This is a genomic window from Corynebacterium stationis, from assembly GCF_001941345.1.
GTDB classification, from domain to species: domain Bacteria; phylum Actinomycetota; class Actinomycetes; order Mycobacteriales; family Mycobacteriaceae; genus Corynebacterium; species Corynebacterium stationis.
The window spans coordinates 718,857-738,434 of sequence record NZ_CP009251.1; the positions used below are offsets into that span (position 1 = coordinate 718,857).

Here is a 19,578-nt window from a genome sequence, read left to right on the forward strand (position 1 = left end):
CTTTACAATGCGATTTTCACTCTTTATCCACATGGAACGCTGGGACGACTCTCTGAGCCATGAAGAGCACTGGAAGAATTTGGTTGAGCTGGTGCAGATTGCTGAAGCCGGCGGCTTTGGAACCGTGTGGATTGGTGAGCACCACTCGATGGAATACACCTCTTCACCGAACCCCATCGCGCAGCTTTCTTACCTGGCGGCTGTAACCTCCAAGATTCGCTTGGGCGCCGGAACCATCATTGCTCCATTCTGGAATCCAATCCGCGCTGCTGGTGAGACCGCTTTGCTGGATGCACTCAGTGGTGGCCGCGCCGAAGTTGGCGTTGCTCGTGGTGCTTACCAGTTTGAGTTCAACCGCTTGCTCGACGGCGCTCCAGCTGCTGAAGGCGGCAAGTACCTGCGTGAACTTATCCCCGCGATGCAGAAGCTGTGGGCAGGCGACTACACCCACGATGGCGATATCTGGAAGTTCCCAGTTTCTACCTCCGTGCCAAAGCCAGTGCAGGCCGCACCACCGGTATGGGTTGCTGCACGTAGCCCAGAGACCATGGAATGGGCAGTTGGCCAGGGCTGCAATATCCAGGTCACCCCGTTGATGAAGGGTGATGAAGAAGTCGAGGACTTGATGAACAAGTTCAATGCTGCGCTGGAAGCAAACCCAGAGATTGAAAAGCGCCCTGAGGTCATGGTTCTCAAGCACACTCACGTGCACTCGGAAGATGAACCAGAAGGTTGGAAGCCAGCGGCTGAAGCCATCAACAAGTTCTACCGCACCTTCTCCGCGTGGGCTTTTGGCAAGGAAGACCCAGTCAATGGCTTCTTGGAGCCACAGCCAGAAGAGCGCTTTGCAGAGCGTCCTGAATTTACTCCAGAGTCACTGCACAAGACCGCGATGATTGGTACCCCTGACGAGGTCTCTGAGCGTATCGCTCACTACCAAGACTTGGGCTACGACGAGTACGCATTCTGGGCGGACAACTCCATGAGCCACGAAGAAAAGAAGCGCTCCCTGGAGCTATTCATCAAGGAAGTCGTTCCACGCTTTAGCTAGTTCCTATTGGCGATACGGTAAATCCACAGAGGAGGTAAAAAGATGCTGACCATCAAAGGAAAAGTCGTTCACGGTGACAAGCGCGGACGAGAGCTCGGTTTCCCGACTGCAAATATTTCCATCCCGGAGTCCATGCGCGCTTATGAATATGAACTCGACGGAGTCTGGGCGGGAATCGCTGAGCTCGATGCAGATAATTACTGGCTGACCACTGTATCCATTGGAAGGCGCCCGACCTTCTACAATGCAGATGGCGAATTCCTGATGGAAGCATATCTACTGGATTTCGCGGGCGACCTCTACGGTAAGACATTGAACGTCAAGCTCTATGAGTACCTCCGTGGCCAGGAAAAATTTGACGATATTGATTCCCTTGTGGAGACAATGTGGGGTGATGTGCGCGCTACCCGCGACTTGCTCGGGCAAACTATCAAGCCAGTAGATCTCCACTTCCTTTAAGCAACCGTACGTCCCTCAACAAAGACCTTCTTGGGCATAGGCCTATGCAAAGCCCATTCAAATTGGATGGGCTTTTCGCCTCTGTGGCAGACATAGTCAATCTTGCCCAGGAAAGCATAGGCAGCTGCTGTACCCACCTCATTGTCACTGTGGAACCGCGTCGCCATGACAATGCTATTTCCGCGCTCTTTGTGGTGGATGTAGCGCTGACCTGACGGACTTGCCAGCGTGGTGCGGTTTTGAGATTCCCAATGTAAAAGCTCCGGCGAGATCGGATAGTCGCGGTAGTCGGTGGCAGCACTTGTGCCTGCTCGCTTTTTAAAAGTCACGAGGAAAAGGTCAGTGCGCAGCTTTTCGATGTATCGTACGCCCTCGCGCGGCAATGAAATCATGTCTTTCAAAGGTTTATCTTCTAAAGCACCGATGAGCTCGGCCAAGGAGTAATCCGCATGAGACTGCAAGATACTTACCCCAGAAGCCTGCGGAATAACGCGGGAAGCACTAATGCCGTATTCCGTAATCTGGCGTAGTTCTTCGCGCACGGCAGGGAAGCCGCGCAGGAGATTCACGGCATCGGCGAAGCCTGCCGGAAGAAGATTTTGCGGTTGGTTCGCCCAGAAAGACAGCACGAGCATCCGCGCATAGGAGCGCAGTTCTTCATCGAATGAATCAGGGTCAGGTCCTACCGGATCTAATACACGCAAGTAGTTCTCTGCCCGCGCGCGGTCGTTGATGTGCAGCATGGTGCGCAGCCTTTTCAGCAGAAACTCTTCCGTAGTGCGGTCTTGTTCTGGAACTGGAACAAACGCTTCGGGGGCATCGATATTTTCTGTCTCGCGCACCAGCCGTGTCCAGGAATATTGATTGGAGCTGCGGGTTTTATATAGGTCTGAAATTGGGATGCCGGACTCGGCGAGAAACTCTGAGAGATCCGTGGTGTTAATATCCGCTGCCAGTGCTTTGATTTTCTTCAAAGAACTGCTGGCGGCATTGCGGATATTTTTCAATACCTGTTCTTGGGTTACGCGGTCCAAGCTGATGTTGGACCCAGCAGGCATGGAGCGAAAGCCTGCTTCGATTTCCTGGATGAGGTGAGTGCCACGCTTTTTGGTGAGTGCTTGGTAGCGCTCGGTGAAATCGAATTGGTTATTTTGCTGGCCGATGAAATCTAAAACCACGCAGGCATCTTTGCCGTGGGAAAGCCTCAACCCACGGCCGAGCTGTTGGACAAATAGTACCGGCGATTGCGAAGGACGCAGCAGTAACAAGGTGTTGAGCTCAGGGATATCGACGCCTTCGTTGAAAAGATCGACGGAGAAGATCGCCTTGATGACCCCGCTGCGCAGATCCGCGATGGCCTGTTGGCGCTGGGGAAGGGGAGTACCGCCGTGGACAGCGCGAGCAGGCAGGCCGAAAGCGTTAAACTGCGCGGCCATGTATTCGGCATGTGCAACAGAGACACAAAAGCCTAGAGCTTTGAGCTGCGAGATATCTAAAACGCGCTTTTGAATCTCGTTGATAATAAATTTGGTGCGCTTTTCACCGGCGTGCACATAAAGGTCACTTAGCTCCGCGGTATCGTATGCCTTCTGCGTACGATTCCACGTTAGACCGCTAAGGTCCGTGCCATCGGCGATTCCGTAGTAGTGCATCGGCGTAAGTAACTGCAGGTGCAAAGCATCCCACAGGCGCAGCTCGTGGGCTACGCGGTAATCAAAGAATTTCTGCACATTCTCGCCATCGGACCGCTCCGGGGTAGCGGTTAACCCGAGCAGTTCTACGGGCTCAAGATGATCTAATAGACGCCGGTAGGTCGCAGCTTCAGCGTGGTGGAACTCATCGATCACGACAAAATCAAAGTGCTTCGCTGGTAATCTATCCAGCACCGACTGCTTGAGCGATTGCACGCTGGCGAAGACAAAATCCCACTCGTGCGGGCGTTGACCACCCACCAAGAGTTCGCCGAAACCAGGATCGGATAAAACTTCGCGGTAGGTTCTTTGCGCCTGCTTGAGAATTCTTTCCTGGTGCGCGATAAAGAGCAGCCGCGGGCGTCGCCCTGAAGCTTCACTGAAATTTCGATAATCCAGCGCCGCCACCACGGTCTTGCCTGTACCCGTTGCCGCAACCAGCAGATTCCGGTGCCGGTCTTTGACATTGCGCTCTGCATCGAGTGCTTCGAGCATTTCCTGTTGGTATGGATAAGGCTCCACGCGCAGCCCGGATAATTCCAAACATTCATTTTCTCGCACGCCACCGCTACCGCCGCCACGTGCCTCGGCAAGGCTTTTGTCTAAACGGGAAAAATCACGGTCGGGTTGAAATTCTACGAAGTGGTTATCGTGCCAGTAGGAATCGAAGGTCTTGATGAACTTGTCGATGATTTCCGGGGTCGCAGGACTCGAGCCGCGTACATTCCATTCCCAGCCATCAATCAAGGCCGATCGCGAGAGGTTGGAGCTGCCGATAAAAGCAGTATCGAAACCAGAATTGCGACGAAACAGCCAGGCTTTGGCGTGTAGCCGCGTGCTTTTGTGCTCGTAGCTAACACGAACCTTCGCGCCATAGCGTTCAACCAGTGCTTTTACCGCAGCTGCTGCGGTAGCGCCGCAGTAGGTAGATGTAATCACCCGCAGAGGGATCCCACGGTCGCGTAAAAATTCAAGCTGGTCATTGAGTACCGAGATGCCGGAATTTTTCACAAATGCGCACAGCAGATCCACCGAATCAGCGGTTTTAATCTCCCGAGCTAACTCCGTAGACAGGTTGGTATCGCCAATAGCGTTAGTAAATAAGGCGCTGGAGTGGAAAGGAACCTCGGGCAGGGCGGGGGCTGCAGCTAACTCGGTATCGAAGATGGCATAGAGCAGCTCTTCAGAATCAATGACCTCATCGTTGCCCAAAACCTTGGTGATGGAATTGATAAGCGCTAGCCGCTCCGCTGGGCTACCCAGCTCAGCCAGACGCTGTTCTAAAACCCTGGAAATGCCCCGCGACACGGCAACGTGGTAGCGGTGCGCGTTAACTTCATCGTGCTCATCGATAAGCCGAATGCCGGCAGTCGGGTGCGCGCTCTTCGTGTGCGTTAGTCTCTCGCGAACCCGCGCGGTAACTGGGGTTTCATAGACTCCGAAAGGCAAGACAGAATCATCATGGTTGCTGCTCATAGACGATCCACCACCATGTTCACCGCGGGGATATCGGCTGGTGCCCACTGCAAGGATAGGGCTTCTTCTTTTCTCACCCACCGGGTTTCATCGTGGTCTAGCAGCTGCGGAGTGCCATCGAGGATCTCGCAGTAGTAGGTGGTTAATTCAATGGTGGCAAAGTCATACTCGTGCGTTGTGGTGGTGATTTTTTCGCCCACATGCGCGCGAAGAAATAATTCTTCGGAAATCTCCCGGGCAAGAGCTTGCTTAGCGCTCTCGCCAGCTTCGATCTTGCCGCCGGGAAATTCCCAGTACCCAGCCAAAGATTTTCCGGGAGCTTTGCGGCAGGCAAGAACTGTGTTGTCACGGCAAAAGACGGCGGCCACAACGCGAATGACTTTACTCATTCCTCCATTATGGACCACCGCCTGGAGTTTGCTGTGATTGAAAGTGCTCTAGAAGGGCACCCCGCAGCGGAAGATGACATTGGCAAAAGGCGTGGTATCGCCGGTGCGAATGATCAGCTTGGCACCTGTAAGCGATGCTTTGAGCTCTTCATGGCTGATATAGGTCACCGCGGTATCAGCCAGCTTGCCGGTTTCTTGCACCAAAGAGACAAACTCCGCAGGGCTTTCCGATGCCACCGTAGCACCCTCCACGACTAACTCCGCCATGACCGCGCGCATGACATCGTCCATGGAAGGCAGGCCAAAGGTGATGCTCAAATCGACGACCGCGACATCTTCTGGCAAGGGCAGACCAGCATCGGCGAAGACTAGCGCGTCAGTGTGTCCCAGATGGGAGAGTGCTTCATTAAGCTGCGGGTTTAAAAGACCGCGTTTAAGCATCTGTCACCTCTCCTAAAACATCTGCCGGCTTGGGATAGGAGGCTTGCGCACCATTGCTGAGCGTGGAAGTAGCACCCACGCGTGCGGCAAAAGTTGCTGCTTGTACGAGGCCGTCGCCTTCCAACAAACGTGCACACAGCGCACCTGCGAAAGCATCCCCCGCGCCAGTGGTGTCCACGGCTGTGACCTTCGGCGTTGGAATATCGATGAGTTCATTATCAGCTGCTACCAGTGCACCTTGGGCGCCGAGGGTGAGAACAACGGAGTTAAAGCCGGCATCGACAAGCGCTTGTGCGAGATCTTGTGGTGCATCCGATGCAGCCTGTACTCCCAGCTGGTCCAAGATAAGGCCTGCTTCGTGCTCATTGGCTAGCAGCGGGTCGGCTGCGAGCAAGGCATTTTTATCCACCTCAATAACAGGCGCGAGGTTAACAATAACCCGGCCTTTGGCGGCTGCGACGGCAGCGGCGAAACCATCGGAAGGGATTTCGCCCTGCAACAGCACGAACTCGGCTTGCGCAATCGTAGCGCTGCGCTCGGCAACGAAGTGAGAATCGACATGCGCATTCGCGCCGGGGATAACCACGATGGTGTTCTCGCCATCATCGGAGACGGTGATAATGGCAAGCCCCGTGGTGTCATCGACTTCTGCGACCTGCGAAAGATCCACGCCGGAATCGCGCAGGTGCTTCAGCGCTGGTTCGACATAAGGATCTTTGCCCACGGCGCCGACGAAGGACACATTCGCGCCCAGGTAAGCCGCAGCCACTGCCTGGTTTGCGCCCTTGCCGCCAGCGGTGATGCCACCACCAGAACCCAGCAGGGTTTCACCGGGATTGGGGTGGCGAGCAACGCGAGCGGTGAGGTCAGCGTTGATGGATCCGACTACAGTTAAAGTTTTCATACTCAATGGATTTACTTGAACTCGGCGACGTTCTCGTTGGTCACGGTGACAACCTCAACCGGAACCTCTTCCTCAGCGGTGCCGCCTTCTAAGATTGCTGCTGCCTGCTCAACTGCGCGTGCGCCCAACTCATCTGGCTGCTGCGCAATGGTGCCTTCCAGCTTGCCGTCTTCGACAGCGGTGAGACCATCGGCGGTGCCGTCGAAGCCGAAGACCTTTACTTCCTCGCCAGCGCGGGCGCCCAAGGCTTCAATCGCGCCCAGCGCCATCTCATCATTTTCTGCGAAGATTGCCTTGATATTAGGATTTGCCTGCAGCAGGTTAGTGGTGACATTCAGGCCTTCAGTGCGGTCAAAGTTCGCGGTCTGCTTGGCCACAACCTCAATATCTGGGTACTCGGCAATGCCTTCTTCAAAGCCCTGGCCGCGGTCGCGGGATGCGGAAGAACCAGCGATGCCCTGCAGCACGAGGATTTCGCCTTCCTCGCCGATGGCCTTGGCAAGTGCATCGGCAGCCTGCTTGCCGCCGGCAACGTTATCGGAAGCCACGAAACTTGCTACCTCACCGGAGTTGGAGGAGCGGTCTACTGCGATAACTGGGATATCAGCGTTGTTTAGGGACTGCACGGCAGAGCCCACGGCATCAGAGTCAGTGGGGTTGACGATGACCACATCGGCGCCGGAGGTCTCAGCATTGCGCAGCTGATCCGCCTGGGTAGCGGCGTCATCGGAAGCGTCCTGGATATCCAAGTCGATGCCGAGTTCGTTTGCCTTCGCTTGCGCACCATCGCGCAGTTCGACGAAGAATGGGTTGGTCTGCGTGGACAGCGCCAGCGTGACCGAGCCGCCGTCAGCGCCATCCGAGCTTTCGCCGCGGTTACATGCAACAGCGGAGACAGAAAGGGCTGCGATGGAAGCGATGGCCAGGGACTTACGGGCAGTGGTGGAAAGAGTAAACATGTGGATGATTCCTTTGAAGTTGGAGGGAGAAAGAAAGCTTGGGTGGATGCTGCGTTATTGCGCAGTTTTGTTACGGATGACGTCGAAGCCAACGGCCAGTGCGATGACCAAACCGATGACGATTTGCTGCCAGAACGAGGACACGTTGAGCAGGTTCAGGCCATTGCGGATCACCGCCAGCAGCAGCGCACCGACGAGCGTTCCGGTTGCGCGGCCTTGGCCACCGGCGAGCGATGCACCACCGATGACGACGGCAGCAATCGCATCGAGTTCATAGCCCACGCCGGCCTGCGGCTGCGCGGAACTTAGACGTCCCGCCATGACCAAACCAGCGAGCGCTGCGAAGAGACCGGAGAGACCAAAGACAATGATCTGGATGCGGCGGACTGGCAGGCCCGACAGGCGTGCGGCTTCGAGATTGCCGCCGATGGCATACATCGAACGGCCTAGTACGGTGCGCTCCAGAATGAACCAGCAGACCAAACCTGCAATCACCATCATGACAATTGGGATGGGGATGCCCGCGACGGTCGAGCCCAACCAGTTCACCGATGGTGCGGTTGCAATCGGGGAGCCATCGGAGATGACTAAGGTGGCACCGCGGGCAATCGACATCATCGCCAGCGTTGCAATAAAGGAGGGGATTTTGCCATAAGCAGTAGCGATGCCACAGATTGCGCCGGCGGCAAGACCTGTGAGAAGGCCGATAATGAGCGATAACCATCCCGGCAGGCTCAAGTCCGTAAAGAAGGATGCGGAGACCATCGCGCCGAGTGCGGCAACCGAGCCCACCGAAAGGTCAATGCCGGCGGTGATGATGACAAAGGTCATGCCGAAGGCCAAAATCGCCACGGTGGCGGCCTGAATTCCGATGTTGAGGAAGTTATTAACGGTTAAAAAGTGCGGGGTCGCGATGAACAAAGCGATGCACAAGATGAACAGTCCGACTAAAGCGCCGTTGTTCATGATCCACGTCAAAACCTTGTTTGGTTTCTTCGCGGGCTTTTCTGCCGCGGGGGCAGCAGAATTGAGGGCGGTGGTCACTGGGAATCCTCCTTTAAGGTGGCAAATGCTGCGGCGTGGTCGCTGTCGTGGACTGATTCGGCGCTGGCCGCGGATGAAACGTTGGAAACCGCGAGCGCCATGATTTCGTCTTGGGTGGTGTCTTTGGGCAATTCGCCGGCGATTTTCCCGCCGGACATGACTAGGATGCGGTCGGACATGCCGAGGATTTCCGGTAGGTCGGAGGAGACCATCAGCACGGCACCACCGCCTGCGGTGATTTCATTGATGATGTTGTAGATTTCCACCTTCGCGCCGACATCGACGCCGCGGGTGGGTTCATCCAGCAACAACACCTTGGAATTCGCCAGCACCCAGCGGCCAAAGACCGCCTTTTGCTGGTTGCCGCCGGAGAGATTGCGGATGGGCTGGTCAATATGAGCCATGCGGATGCGCAGCTTTTCCGCGACTTCACTCGCGCGGCGCTTTTGCCCCGAGCGGTCCGCCAGCCCAGCTTTGCTAGTTGCGGCCAAGGTGGCATAGCCGAGGTTTTCATTGACCGTGCCATCTAGCACCAAGGCTTGGCCCTTGCGGTCTTCCGGAATATGGCCAACACCAGAGCGAATAGCGCCTTGGATATCGCCAGATTTAAGCTTTTTGCCGGCAACTTCCACCGAGCCCGAGTCATATTTATCCGCGCCGGCAATAGCGCGCACAACCTCGGTGCGGCCCGCGCCTACCAATCCTGCCAGGCCGACGATTTCGCCAGCGTGCACGGTAAAGGAGATATCGCTAAACTTGCTTGTCGATGTCAACCCCGCCACATCCAACAGCGGCGCGCCGGGTTCGGCAACCTCACCGCGCGGGTATTGCTCTTCGATGGCGCGACCAACCATGTGCTGGACCAAAGTATCTTCATCGGTTGAGGCTGGAACTTCAGCGACGAATTCGCCATCGCGCAAAATGGAGATGGTATCTGCAATACGTGCAAGCTCATCTAAGTGGTGCGAGATAAACACCATGGCCACGCCCTTGGCTTTGAGCTCATCGAGAATGGTGAACAGCGCGTCGACTTCTTTGCCCGTCAATGCGGCAGTGGGTTCATCCAAAATCAGGATGCGCGCATTCATCGATAGTGCCTTGGCGATTTCAATAAGCTGCTGCTTAGCAATACCGAGCTCACCCACGGGCTGTTTGAGCGGCACATCCAAACCAATCAGGTTCAACGCTGCTTGCGCCTGGGCATTGAGGTGCTTGCGGTTGACCATGCCAAAGCGCTTCGGTGCACGGCCGAGCATGATATTTTCGGCCACCGATAGCGTGGGCACCAAATTCAGCTCTTGGTGGATAGTGGCAATACCGTGCGCTTCGGAGTCATTGGTCGAAGCGATGGTGGCCTCGGAGCCATCGACAAGAATCTTGCCGGAATCTGGCTGGTGCACGCCGGCAATCATCTTGATCAGCGTGGATTTACCGGCGCCATTTTCCCCGAGCAGTGCTTGGACTTGTCCGCGGCGAACAGACAAGGTGACATCTTTAATCACGTTGACCGGGCCAAAGGATTTAGAAACGTTAACTAGCTGTAAAACCGTGTCGTCGGTGTGGTCGGGCATTAAGTGCACCTCCTTTTAGTATTAGGGAGAAAATTCAATGGATTCACGGGCGATGAACCGGGTTTGTACCACGGCTCCTTCCGGCGGGGATTTACCGGCGAAAGAAGCAACGAGGTTACGCAGTGCCGTGCGGCCCATCTCTTCGACGTTTTGGTCAATAATCGACACCGGCGCTGGTTGAATGCGCATGAAGACGAAGTCATCAAAGCCCACGAGAGCAATTTGCTTACCGATGTCCACGTTTTCCCTATACAACGCTTCCAACGCACCAAAGGTCATCATGGAGTCACCAGCGATAAGCGCCGTGGGCTGTTGCTCTAACAGCTTCTGCGTGCCGGTAAAACCTTCTTCATGCAGATAGCCACCGTGGTGAATGATCTGCTCTAAGCCGAGCTCTTCGCAAAAACGCTGGAAGCCTTTCAAGCGTTCTAAACCAGTCGAGGTGGTCTGCGGACCAGCCAGGTAGCCAATCTTTTTATGCCCGCGCGATGCCAACGCTTCTAGTGCTGCCTTAATACCTGGTGCGGAATTTGAAACTACCGCGGGGATATTGCTGCCGTGGATATATCGGTCAATAAATAACAGGGGAGTAGAGCGCGCGACGTGCTCTAGCATCTCTACGGATTTGGCGTGTGGAACTGCGATGATGCCATCGACTTGGCGCGCACGCAGCGCTTCAATGGCTTCAGTAATCTTCGGGGTATTTTCGCCGCTGCTGGTGATGATCGTGGCATAACCAGCCTGGTTTGCTTCATCTTCAATCGCCGCCGCCATCGCGGAAAAGAACGGGTTGATAAGGCTGGGGACCACCAGGCCGATAGCGTCAGTACGCGAACTTTTCAGCGCACGCGCTTGTGCATTAGGGCGGTAATCCAGTTCTTTAGCGATGGCTTGGATAGTTTCCCGAGTCTTTTTCGCAATCGCCGGATTATTAGCCAGCGCCCGGGAGACAGTGGATACTGAAACCCCACAGGCGCGGGCGATGTCCCGCAATGTGGTCGGAGCAGTCACCATGCCATGCTCCTTTGCGTGAGTCGAGGTAACCGGTTCTATGTCGTGCAAACGTTTGCATTATTTGTGAACCTAAACCTAGTCAGTACACATTTGGACTGTCAAGTGTCGCAGCTCACCAACTTGATTTAAGCCTACCCCCGATTTCCCGCACGGTAGCTAGGTGACCAGCGGCGTGACGTGAATATCTGGGGGCAAAATGGTGGGTTCTGTCATCTGGTCTGCCTATGATGAGTGCGTGATTCAAAGGTTTAGTTCAACGGGACTTTTGTCCGTGCTGTCAGTTGTAGCGCTGATGGGCTTGGGCCTAGTTGAGCTTTCCGCGTTGCGAGATTTGGTCTCACGCCTCATCCCGATTTTTGTATTTGTCATCGCAATTTCCATCGTGGTCAACATTTCTTCTCAGGTAGGGCTCTTTGATGAAGTGGTCTCCAAGCTGGAGAAGATCGCTCCCAAACACCGGCTGTTGCGGCCAGTTACCCTGTGGGTTTTGCTAGTGCTTCTCGCCGTGGTGGTCACGATATTTCTGTCGCTTGATACCACCGCGGTAATGATCACCGCTCTCGCAATCCCGCTGGCCAGACGTAATAACATCCCCGTCATCGGCGTGGCGTTTACCGTGGTGTGGATAGCCAATATTGCATCGATGCCGCTGCCGGTTTCTAACCTGACTAACCTGCTGGCATTAGGCTCAGATGCTTTCTCAGGCACGCTCGACTACTTGTCTTATGCCTGGAAACCCGCGTTGGCGGCGATTATTCTCGTCGTCGCCGCAGCCGCCATCATCACCTTGTTCTACGCGCGTATCTCACAAGGGAAAGAGGAAGTTCGGGGGCAGGGGACATCGATAAGCAAGCACCGCAACCTGTTGATTATCTGTGCCGTGGTGGTTGCGGTTTTGATGCCGGTTTTAGCCTCGCCCATTCCGTACTGGTTAAGCACCACTATTGCCGCGCTTCTCATCATGGCAGCGTGCGTGAGGCACAATAAGTATCTGCTTTCTGTTGATTTGGTGCCGTGGAATTCCTTGCTGCTGGTCACCGTTGTGTCCGGCGTCGCCGCGCTGGTGCACACCGTCGGTGGGGCTGGATGGCTGCGTGATTTAACCGCTGGCGCCGAGGGCTTTGTGGAACTTGTAGCCATTGCCAGTGCCGGTGGCGTGGCTGCGAACGTGATGAATAATATCCCGGCGTTCTTATTCTTAGAGCCAATGGTGTCCACCCCAGTGAGCTATATTGCCCTGCTTATCGGCGTTAATGCTGGCCCAATTATCACGCCGTGGGCGAGCTTGGCGACGCTACTATGGCACGACCAACTACGCCGCGCCGGGGTGGATATCAAATGGTCAACCTTCATTATCCTGGGATGTATCTTGGCACCGGTGGTTGTGCTGCTGTCTGTCGCGACGCTTGTCTAGCTTTAGCTGGTTTAGCCTGGGTAGCTGAGCATTCGCTGCGGGATAATGCCCACCTGGTCACCAATATTTGGCCGCTGCGTGCTGGTGGTACGGAAAGTGTAAGCACCGGCCTTGGCGGTGATGCTGAAGCGGTCGCGTTCAAAGAGCACGGACTCAATCGTGGCGGGGACTGCGCCGTCGGTGTCAGGGGAGACCAGCTGCGTATCGGCGGGCAGGACTGCGAGCTTTACCGCGTTGGAATGCGCCACACTTTTCGACGCTTGCTCGATGAGGTTGGCGGGCCAGGTGGTGCCGAGGGCATCGGTACGCGCGCCCGCGGCGGTGAGCTGTGCTGGAATGATGGTGGCATCGGAGATGAATGCGGCTACTTCAGCAGTATCGGGCCGTACCAGCAGCTCTTCGGGCGTGGAAACCTGCGCGATGCGACCTTCTTGCAACACCACGATGCGGTCTGCAATGGCGAGGGCTTCATTGCGATCATGGGTGACGTGGACTGTGGTAAGACCTTCGCGTTTGGTGAGTGCGACCAGTTCGCGGCGCAAGCTGTCGCGTAAGGGTTCGTCGAGGGCGGAGAGGGCTTCATCGAGAAGCAGCACGGTGGGGTCGGCGATGATAGCGCGGGCGAGTGCGACGCGTTGCCGCTGCCCGCCGGAGAGGCTTCCCGGCTTGCGCTTTCCAAAGCCGTCAAGTCCCACGAGTTCTAATGTGCGCTGAATCTTTTCTTTGCGCAGCTGAGCTGAGTCTTTGGTGAATTTCAGCGGGTAGCCGACGTTATCTGCCACGCTCATGTGCGGCCACACGGCATGCTGTTGAAAAACCATGCCCATCCCACGCGATTCCGGGGAAACCCCAGTTAAGTCCTTGCCGCCGACTTCGACCTTGCCCTGGCTGGGGTGAACAAATCCGGCGATAGTGCGCAGCAGGGTTGTCTTGCCGGAACCAGAAGGCCCGACCAGCACGATGAACTCATGCGGGGCGATATCCAGGTTGATGTCTTCAAGGCCTTTGGTCCCGTCCGCAAAGGTCACGGTGAGGTCTTGAAGGTGAATGGCAGACATGAGTTATGAACCTACTTTCGGAGACTTCAACGTGACAGATAGCGCGATGATGCCCACCAGCATGAACATCAAAGATAGGGCAGAAGCCTGGTTATAATTGCCAGCTTGCTGCAGGTTGAACACCTGCACGCCCAAGGTGGTGGTGCCCGGTGCGATGAGCAAAATGGAAACGGTGAGCTCGCGCACCGCAGTGACCAGAACTAGAACCGCGCCGGAGATTGCCGCGGGGATGGTCATCATCGCGGTGGTGCTAAAGATTGCGCGTACTGGACCCGCGCCGGAAATCCGGGCGGCTTCCTCCACGGCAACGGGAGTGTTCTGCAGTGGCGCGCGAACCGCCTGCAACACCAGGGCAGTAAAGGCGCAGATATAAGCGCCAAGAATAACCCACACCGTGTTGTAAATATCGGTGTAGCGGCCAAATATAAGCCACGCGACACCGATGATAAGACCTGGTAATGCCGTTGGTAGCAGCACCAACAAGGTCAGCGCAGTGTTACCAAACAGCTTGGTGCGCGTGACCAAAATACCCACGAGCCAGCCCAAAAAGCCGCAGGCAATCGCGGCCGAAACAGCCAGGAAGACGGAGTTCTGGAATCCGTCAATTACGCGTGGATTGCCAATGGCGTTGGCGAAGTTATTAAGCGAGATATTCTCCAGCGTAAACGGCACACCTGGTGCGGGAAGCAGCGCGCGGTACGCCAAGCCCACGATGGGTGCCACGGTAATAATCAACGCCACAATCCAGGTGATGATGCTGACTGGCAGGCGCGCCGGGCCGAGTTCCATGCGTGCTGAAGCGCCGGTGTCTTGTAGTGAGGACGCGGAGAAGCGGGCGACAATGTGGTCGGCGAACACAGCGGCGATACCGAGGAAGAGTAGCACCACGCCAATGGTGGAGACTACCTGCAGTGGATTGTCCACGGTGCCGGAATCCATGAAGCGATAGACCATGGTGGCCAGCGTTTCAAAGCGCGCGGGGGATCCTAAAAGGGCGGGAATTCCGAAGTCAGAGAGGTTTGCCACGGCCGTGAGCGTAAATGCCGACAGCAGCGCTGGGCGCAGCAGCGGCAATGTAATGGTGCGAATGGTTGTAAAGCTAGAAGCACCCGAAATGCGTGCGGCCTGTTCCAAATCGCCCGGCAACGAGCGCAATGCGTTGGAGACGATGATGTAGACCATCGGATAGGAATGCAGAATCAACAGCACCGTGACGCCATCGGCGCCGTAGATGTTCCACACTTCGTGCCCGAACCAGCGGTTAAATCCTTGTGCTGGTCCAAACAGCTGCATCCAGGCGATGGCACCGATGAACGGCGGCACCAGAAGTGGCGACAGTAGAAGCAGCCGCAGCCACTTGCTGCCATAGGTATCGAGGCGGTCAATGACCAGCGCGATGGCTGTGCCAATGATGACCGCGCCGATGGCGGATAGCAGCGTTGTGTACAGCGAATTCCACGCTGCAGTACCCAGTCCTTGATCAAGCAGGATGGGAATTTGGTTTCCGCCCAGCGCGAGACTGACCACCATGGACAGTGGAATAAGAAAGAATCCCGCGATGATGAGCCAGACGCCAAGGCGCAGGACGGAAAGTGAGGAGAGTAGTCGCATCAAAAGGAAATGAAAGGTCGAAGGTGAGAAATCTTAAGCTAGTGAGACTACTTCATCGCATCTTGGAAGGTAGCGACTGCGTCATCTTGGCCTTCGGTAACAGCGTCTAGGTCTGGGTTGAGCAAATTGATGTCCGCGAGTGCTGGGGTACCTTCAGGAGTGTCAACGGATTCACGAACTGGCAGGTATGCCTGCTCAACAGCGATTTCCTGTGCTTCTTCAGACAGCAGGAAGTTGATGTAGGTTTCTGCTGCTTCCTTGTTTTCAGAAGCTTCGAAGACACCAGCTGGCTCAGAGATGTACGGCGCACCCTCAGATGGGTAAGAAGCTGCGATTGGGGAACCTGCAGCAGCCAAGTCACGCACGAGGTAGTCCACAACCACACCAACTGGGCGGGAACCCGATGCAATCTCCTGGGAGGTTGGGCCGTTGGATTGCGCGATCATTGGCTTGTTCTCACCAAGTGCCGTAATCCACTCTTCACCGAGCTCCTCAGATTCCAGCCAGACCGAAGCGTTGAATGCTGCCGCGCCAGAAACTGCTGGGTCAGGCATGACCAACTTGTCCATGTACTGCGGGTCAATCAGATCCTGCCAGGACTGTGGTGCCTCATCTTCGCTGACCACATCGGTGTTGTAGGCGATGACGGTGGGGATGATTCGGGTGCCAACGTAGAAGCCCTCTTCATCGATGACTTCTTCCATGACACCTTCGGTATCAACGTTCTGTAACTCAGCGAGGTCACCATCAGCTGCGTAGCCCTCAAAAGTAGGCGAGTCTGCAGCCCACAAAACGTCAGCCTCGATGTCACCGGATTCCTTCTCAGAAGCGATACGTGCATTTAGGTCGCCAGTGCCAGCGCGGTAGACCTCAACGTTGATATCGGGGTGCGCTTCCATGAACGCAGCGTTGATCTCGTCGACCTTTTCTTCCGGCTCAGAGGTGTAGACGGTAATGGTGACCTGCTCATCGCCAGATGCAGCGGTGGAGTCAGCGTCGGTGTCGCTGCCACCTTCAGTTGGCTCGGAGCACGCTACCAACACAAGGGCAGTAGCCGCAGCGGAAGCAACAGCGAGGGATGAGCGGAAGAAAGAACGAGACATGAAAGCTCCTATAGGGAATGTGGTACTAACGAAGATTCGATAGTGCCGCATGAAAAAGACCGTAAGGTACACAATTGGTTAATCAGAGCTTAATAATCGCACACTCGGCGTGCGAGATTCACCAAAATGTGCAATTCCCGTGATGGCTCTCTCTTTCGCTTTTGCTTTTCGATGCCTAACTTGCAGGCAGTGAGAAGTCCTTATCCGCAATCACATTGATCAGAGCTGAGCGCTTATCTTCTCTCACTGCCTTCAACGCCTGCTCAATTGCATCAGCAACCTCGTCATTCAAGCGTACGGTTTGCCCGAACGCGCCGTAACCTTCAGCGACCTTTGCAAAATCCGGATTCTTAATTTGAGTACCGGAGATGCGGCGAGGGAAGTGGTTTTCTTGGTGGTCTCGAATGGTGCTGAACTCTCCATTAGAAACCACGACAATAAGGATCGGGGCGTCATATTGAACTGCAGTAGCCAGTTCTTGGGAGTTCATGAGGAACTCACCATCGCCGGCAATGGTCACCACCGTGCGCGAAGGATCCTCCAAGGCTGAGGCCACAGCTGCGGGCACGCTGTAGCCCATCGAGCCGTTCTTGACGCTGAGCTGCGATGGGTACTGCTGGGTAGGCAAATAGCGCTGTGCCCAAATGCAGTGATTGCCCGCGCCGAAGGTGAAGAGCGCGGAATCATCCAACTGCTTTTGCAGCTGTTCAAAGACGACTTCCAAATTCACTGTCCCTTCTTTGGTATCCCGCAGCGGCGAATCTGTATCCGGCGTGGAAAACTCCGCGTGGTCCGCGCGTGCTTTTTCAAACCAAGCGGTACGAGCGGAGGCATCGGCAAGCGAAAGCGAATCAAGAGAAGCTACGAACTCAGTTGGAGTGGCCACGATGTGGTGAGCCACTGGGCCAGAATTACCTTGCAGAGCTGTATCAACATTGACGAAGATATTCTTCGCAGCAGGGGATTGGCGCAGCTTATATCCGTCGGTCGGGACATCAGTGAACAAGGCGCCAATGCCGATGACGAGGTCAGCGTTATTGAAGAGTTCAGCGGCAGCATCGGAGCGGCCATAGCCCAACCATCCTGCATTGGCAGGGCTGTTGAAGGCAACGCGGTCCGAAACCCGCCAGTCATGCAACACCGGAATCTTGTTAGCCTCTGCAAACTTGGTCAAGGTCTGAGCTGCCTCAGGAGTCCAACCTGGCCCTCCTGCATAGAGCACTGGACTTTGAGCTTTGCCCAGTTCTTGTCGCAAGTATTCAATGTCTGTGGTGGACACCGCGCCTTTGCTAACCGGGATGGGAGCTGCTCGGACACCTTCGAAAGGTTCATAGAGAACATCTTCGGGAAGACCGATGACGACTGGTCCGGGGCGTCCGGAGGTCGCTGCGTGGAAAGCCTGAGCAACAATCTCGTGTGTACGTGAGGGGTCATCCAAGACAAAGACCCTCTTGGTCTGCGTGCCAAACCAAGCCTTCGGATCAAATTCTTGGAAGGACTCGCGGTCGCGGTCAGAGTTAGGGATCAAACCGACAAACAACACCAGCGGCGTGGCATCTTGCCATGCAGTATGGATTCCGACGAATGCATTCGCTGCGCCGGGGCCACGGGTGACCATGGCAACGCCTGGAGTATTGGTCAGCTTGCCATGCGCCTCAGCCATGTAGGTCGCGCCGCCTTCATGACGGCAGACGATGGTTTCAATATCGGTTTCATACAAGCCGTCAAGAACAGGGAGGAAGCTTTCACCAGGGACTTCGAAAATCCTTTTCACATCGTGGGCCTGCAGTGCTGACACGATGGCTTGTCCGACGTGCATGTGGCTGCTGCTGGTGGATGACATTGGTGTGACCTTTCAAAAAATTCTTAGATAGAAGGAGATTAGGTAGAGCGCTGGGTGATTAGGCTTCTTGGCGTACGACGTTATCTTTAACTCGGTACTTCTCTCCGACGAATCCGCCAACTGCGGTAATGAGCGCAACGATAATCAAAATGACAATGCCAGGTATTGAACTTGGCTGTTCATTGGTGGAATTCATCCAGGTAGCCAAGAACGGAAGCAGGCCAGAGATTGCGCCGGCAATATTGGCGCCAATTGCGACACCGGAGTAGCGCATTTCTGGAGGGAAAAGCTCGGACAAGAGCACCCCAGAAACAGAGTAGGTCACGGTGACTGCAGAAATGCCCAAGCAGACAGCGAATGTCAGCGCGATGGCATTTCCGGAATCGATCATGGTCCAAATTGGCCAGGACAGAAGTGCGGTGGCGACGCCACCCCAACCGATGATGCGGCCCGGCCCAAACTTCTCACCGAGGCGGCCGAAGAAGATGTTGATGAAGATCTGGCAGATTGCACCCAGCAGAGTCGCATTAACAACCATCTGGCGGTCGAGACCTAGGGTCTCGGTAGCGTAGCTCAGAACGTAGGTACTCATAACGAAGAATCCGCCGATGCCCAACAATGCTGCTGCGGTTGCTAGTGCAAGTTGTGGCAAGTAATCGCGGAAGAGATCCTTGAGTGAACCCTTCTTTTTGTCGCCTTCTTCAACTGCACTGAGTGCTTCAAAGACCGGAGATTCTTCAACCTTCATACGAATCCACAGTGCAACGCCGAGGAATGGGAAGGCGATCAGGAATGGAATACGCCAACCCCACGAGTCAACTGACTCTTCTGGGAGCATGAGGACCAGGGCAAAGATACCGGAGGACAGCAACGTACCAACAGGAGAACCAATCTGGACCAGCGCCGCATAACGTCCGCGCTTTTCTTCTGGTGCGTGCTCAATTGCCATGGTGGTCGCACCACCCCATTCGCCACCGACGGCGACACCCTGGAACAGTCGGAGCACAGTCAGCATGACTGGTGCCCAGACTCCAATGGAACCGTAGGTGGGGAGCAAACCGATGATGCCGGTGGCAATACCAATGACAACAATGGAGATAATCAGTGCTGGACGGCGGCCGTACTTGTCGCCAATTTGGCCGAACAGGACAGCGCCCAGAGGGCGTGCCAAGAAGCCAACACCGAAGGTAGCGAATGCTGCGAGTGTGGCATTCGCGCCGCCGACACCTGCAAAGAAGAGGTGGTTGAACACCAGAGCGGAAGCAGTGCCGAAGAGGAAGAAGTCATACCACTCAAGTGCCGTACCGATGAAGGCTGCACGCGCAATACGGCCAACTTCTTTAGGATCAACTTCTACTTCAGCGCCTTGAGCAATTTGTTCTTTGAGCTCGGCTGCTGACGGCTGACCCGATCCCGGTTGATGGTTTGTCGACGAAGTCACTATGTGATCCCCTTTTATGTTCGGAATGTCGATTATGTATGTCTCAACACTCTAGGAACTGTGACATAGGTTTCAAGAGGTTAGTTTAAATACAGGTAATCGGCAAACT

General features: G+C 55.5%; 16 protein-coding genes. 3 read left to right on the plus strand and 13 right to left on the minus strand.

The features are described from left to right. Positions 1-7: 7 nt before the first annotated feature. On the plus strand, positions 8-1,051 hold the full coding sequence (locus tag CSTAT_RS03495; protein WP_066792711.1) for an LLM class flavin-dependent oxidoreductase: 1,044 nt from the start codon (positions 8-10) through the stop codon (positions 1,049-1,051). Positions 1,052-1,093: 42 nt separating this feature from the next. Continuing rightward, positions 1,094-1,510 carry a riboflavin kinase gene (locus tag CSTAT_RS03500; RefSeq protein ID WP_066792713.1) on the plus strand — a complete coding sequence of 139 codons (417 nt, stop codon included), beginning with the start codon at positions 1,094-1,096 and terminating at the stop codon, positions 1,508-1,510. Here the strand turns inward: CSTAT_RS03500 and CSTAT_RS03505 are convergent. The 8 genes from CSTAT_RS03505 to CSTAT_RS03540 form a co-directional block, all read right to left on the minus strand. After that, complete coding sequence (locus CSTAT_RS03505; protein ID WP_075722477.1) at positions 1,507-4,677, minus strand: DUF3427 domain-containing protein; 3,171 nt, start codon at positions 4,675-4,677, stop codon at positions 1,507-1,509. The two genes, CSTAT_RS03500 and CSTAT_RS03505, sit on opposite strands and share 4 nt — an antisense overlap. Next, positions 4,674-5,066, minus strand: coding sequence for a (deoxy)nucleoside triphosphate pyrophosphohydrolase (locus CSTAT_RS03510; RefSeq protein WP_075722478.1), 393 nt, complete (start codon positions 5,064-5,066; stop codon positions 4,674-4,676). The genes CSTAT_RS03505 and CSTAT_RS03510 overlap by 4 nt, the downstream gene beginning before the upstream one ends. Before the next feature lie 48 nt (positions 5,067-5,114). Then, positions 5,115-5,507 (minus strand): D-ribose pyranase, encoded by a 393-nt coding sequence (gene rbsD / locus CSTAT_RS03515; protein ID WP_066840438.1) that lies wholly within the window; start codon positions 5,505-5,507, stop codon positions 5,115-5,117. Further along, the gene (locus CSTAT_RS03520; RefSeq protein WP_075722479.1) at positions 5,500-6,411 is read right to left on the minus strand and encodes a ribokinase; all 912 of its coding nucleotides are present in this window, start codon (positions 6,409-6,411) and stop codon (positions 5,500-5,502) included. Before CSTAT_RS03520 ends, rbsD begins: the two co-directional genes overlap by 8 nt. Positions 6,412-6,422: 11 nt before the next feature. Beyond that, positions 6,423-7,370 carry a D-ribose ABC transporter substrate-binding protein gene (locus CSTAT_RS03525; RefSeq protein ID WP_075722480.1) on the minus strand — a complete coding sequence of 316 codons (948 nt, stop codon included), beginning with the start codon at positions 7,368-7,370 and terminating at the stop codon, positions 6,423-6,425. Between the two features lie 54 nt (positions 7,371-7,424). Then, entirely contained in the window at positions 7,425-8,336 is a 912-nt protein-coding gene (locus CSTAT_RS03530) for an ABC transporter permease (RefSeq protein WP_233189799.1), read from the minus strand. Positions 8,337-8,410: 74 nt separating this feature from the next. Continuing rightward, on the minus strand, positions 8,411-9,985 hold the full coding sequence (locus CSTAT_RS03535) for a sugar ABC transporter ATP-binding protein (RefSeq protein WP_075722482.1): 1,575 nt from the start codon (positions 9,983-9,985) through the stop codon (positions 8,411-8,413). A 21-nt stretch (positions 9,986-10,006) separates the two neighbouring features. Beyond that, entirely contained in the window at positions 10,007-10,999 is a 993-nt protein-coding gene (locus CSTAT_RS03540; protein ID WP_075722483.1) for a LacI family DNA-binding transcriptional regulator, read from the minus strand. A gap of 235 nt (positions 11,000-11,234) precedes the next feature. Here CSTAT_RS03540 and CSTAT_RS03545 point away from each other — a divergent pair, with 235 nt between their 5' ends. Beyond that, positions 11,235-12,413, plus strand: coding sequence for an ArsB/NhaD family transporter (locus CSTAT_RS03545; protein WP_244892892.1), 1,179 nt, complete (start codon positions 11,235-11,237; stop codon positions 12,411-12,413). 11 nt (positions 12,414-12,424) lie between these two features. On the opposite strand, the gene CSTAT_RS03550 is transcribed toward CSTAT_RS03545, so the two are convergent. The 5 genes from CSTAT_RS03550 to CSTAT_RS03570 all read right to left on the minus strand — a co-directional run bounded on the left by CSTAT_RS03550 (position 12,425) and on the right by CSTAT_RS03570 (position 19,469). Beyond that, the gene (locus CSTAT_RS03550; RefSeq protein WP_075722485.1) at positions 12,425-13,471 is read right to left on the minus strand and encodes an ABC transporter ATP-binding protein; all 1,047 of its coding nucleotides are present in this window, start codon (positions 13,469-13,471) and stop codon (positions 12,425-12,427) included. Positions 13,472-13,474: 3 nt separating this feature from the next. After that, positions 13,475-15,082, minus strand: a complete 1,608-nt coding sequence (locus CSTAT_RS03555; RefSeq protein WP_075722486.1) for an ABC transporter permease — start codon at positions 15,080-15,082, stop codon at positions 13,475-13,477. Between the two features lie 47 nt (positions 15,083-15,129). Continuing rightward, positions 15,130-16,185, minus strand: a complete 1,056-nt coding sequence (locus CSTAT_RS03560; RefSeq protein ID WP_075722487.1) for an ABC transporter substrate-binding protein — start codon at positions 16,183-16,185, stop codon at positions 15,130-15,132. Between the two features lie 175 nt (positions 16,186-16,360). Continuing rightward, positions 16,361-18,028, minus strand: a complete 1,668-nt coding sequence (locus tag CSTAT_RS03565; protein ID WP_244892893.1) for a thiamine pyrophosphate-dependent enzyme — start codon at positions 18,026-18,028, stop codon at positions 16,361-16,363. A gap of 58 nt (positions 18,029-18,086) precedes the next feature. Then, entirely contained in the window at positions 18,087-19,469 is a 1,383-nt protein-coding gene (locus CSTAT_RS03570) for an MFS transporter (protein ID WP_407065295.1), read from the minus strand. Positions 19,470-19,578: the final 109 nt, after the last annotated feature.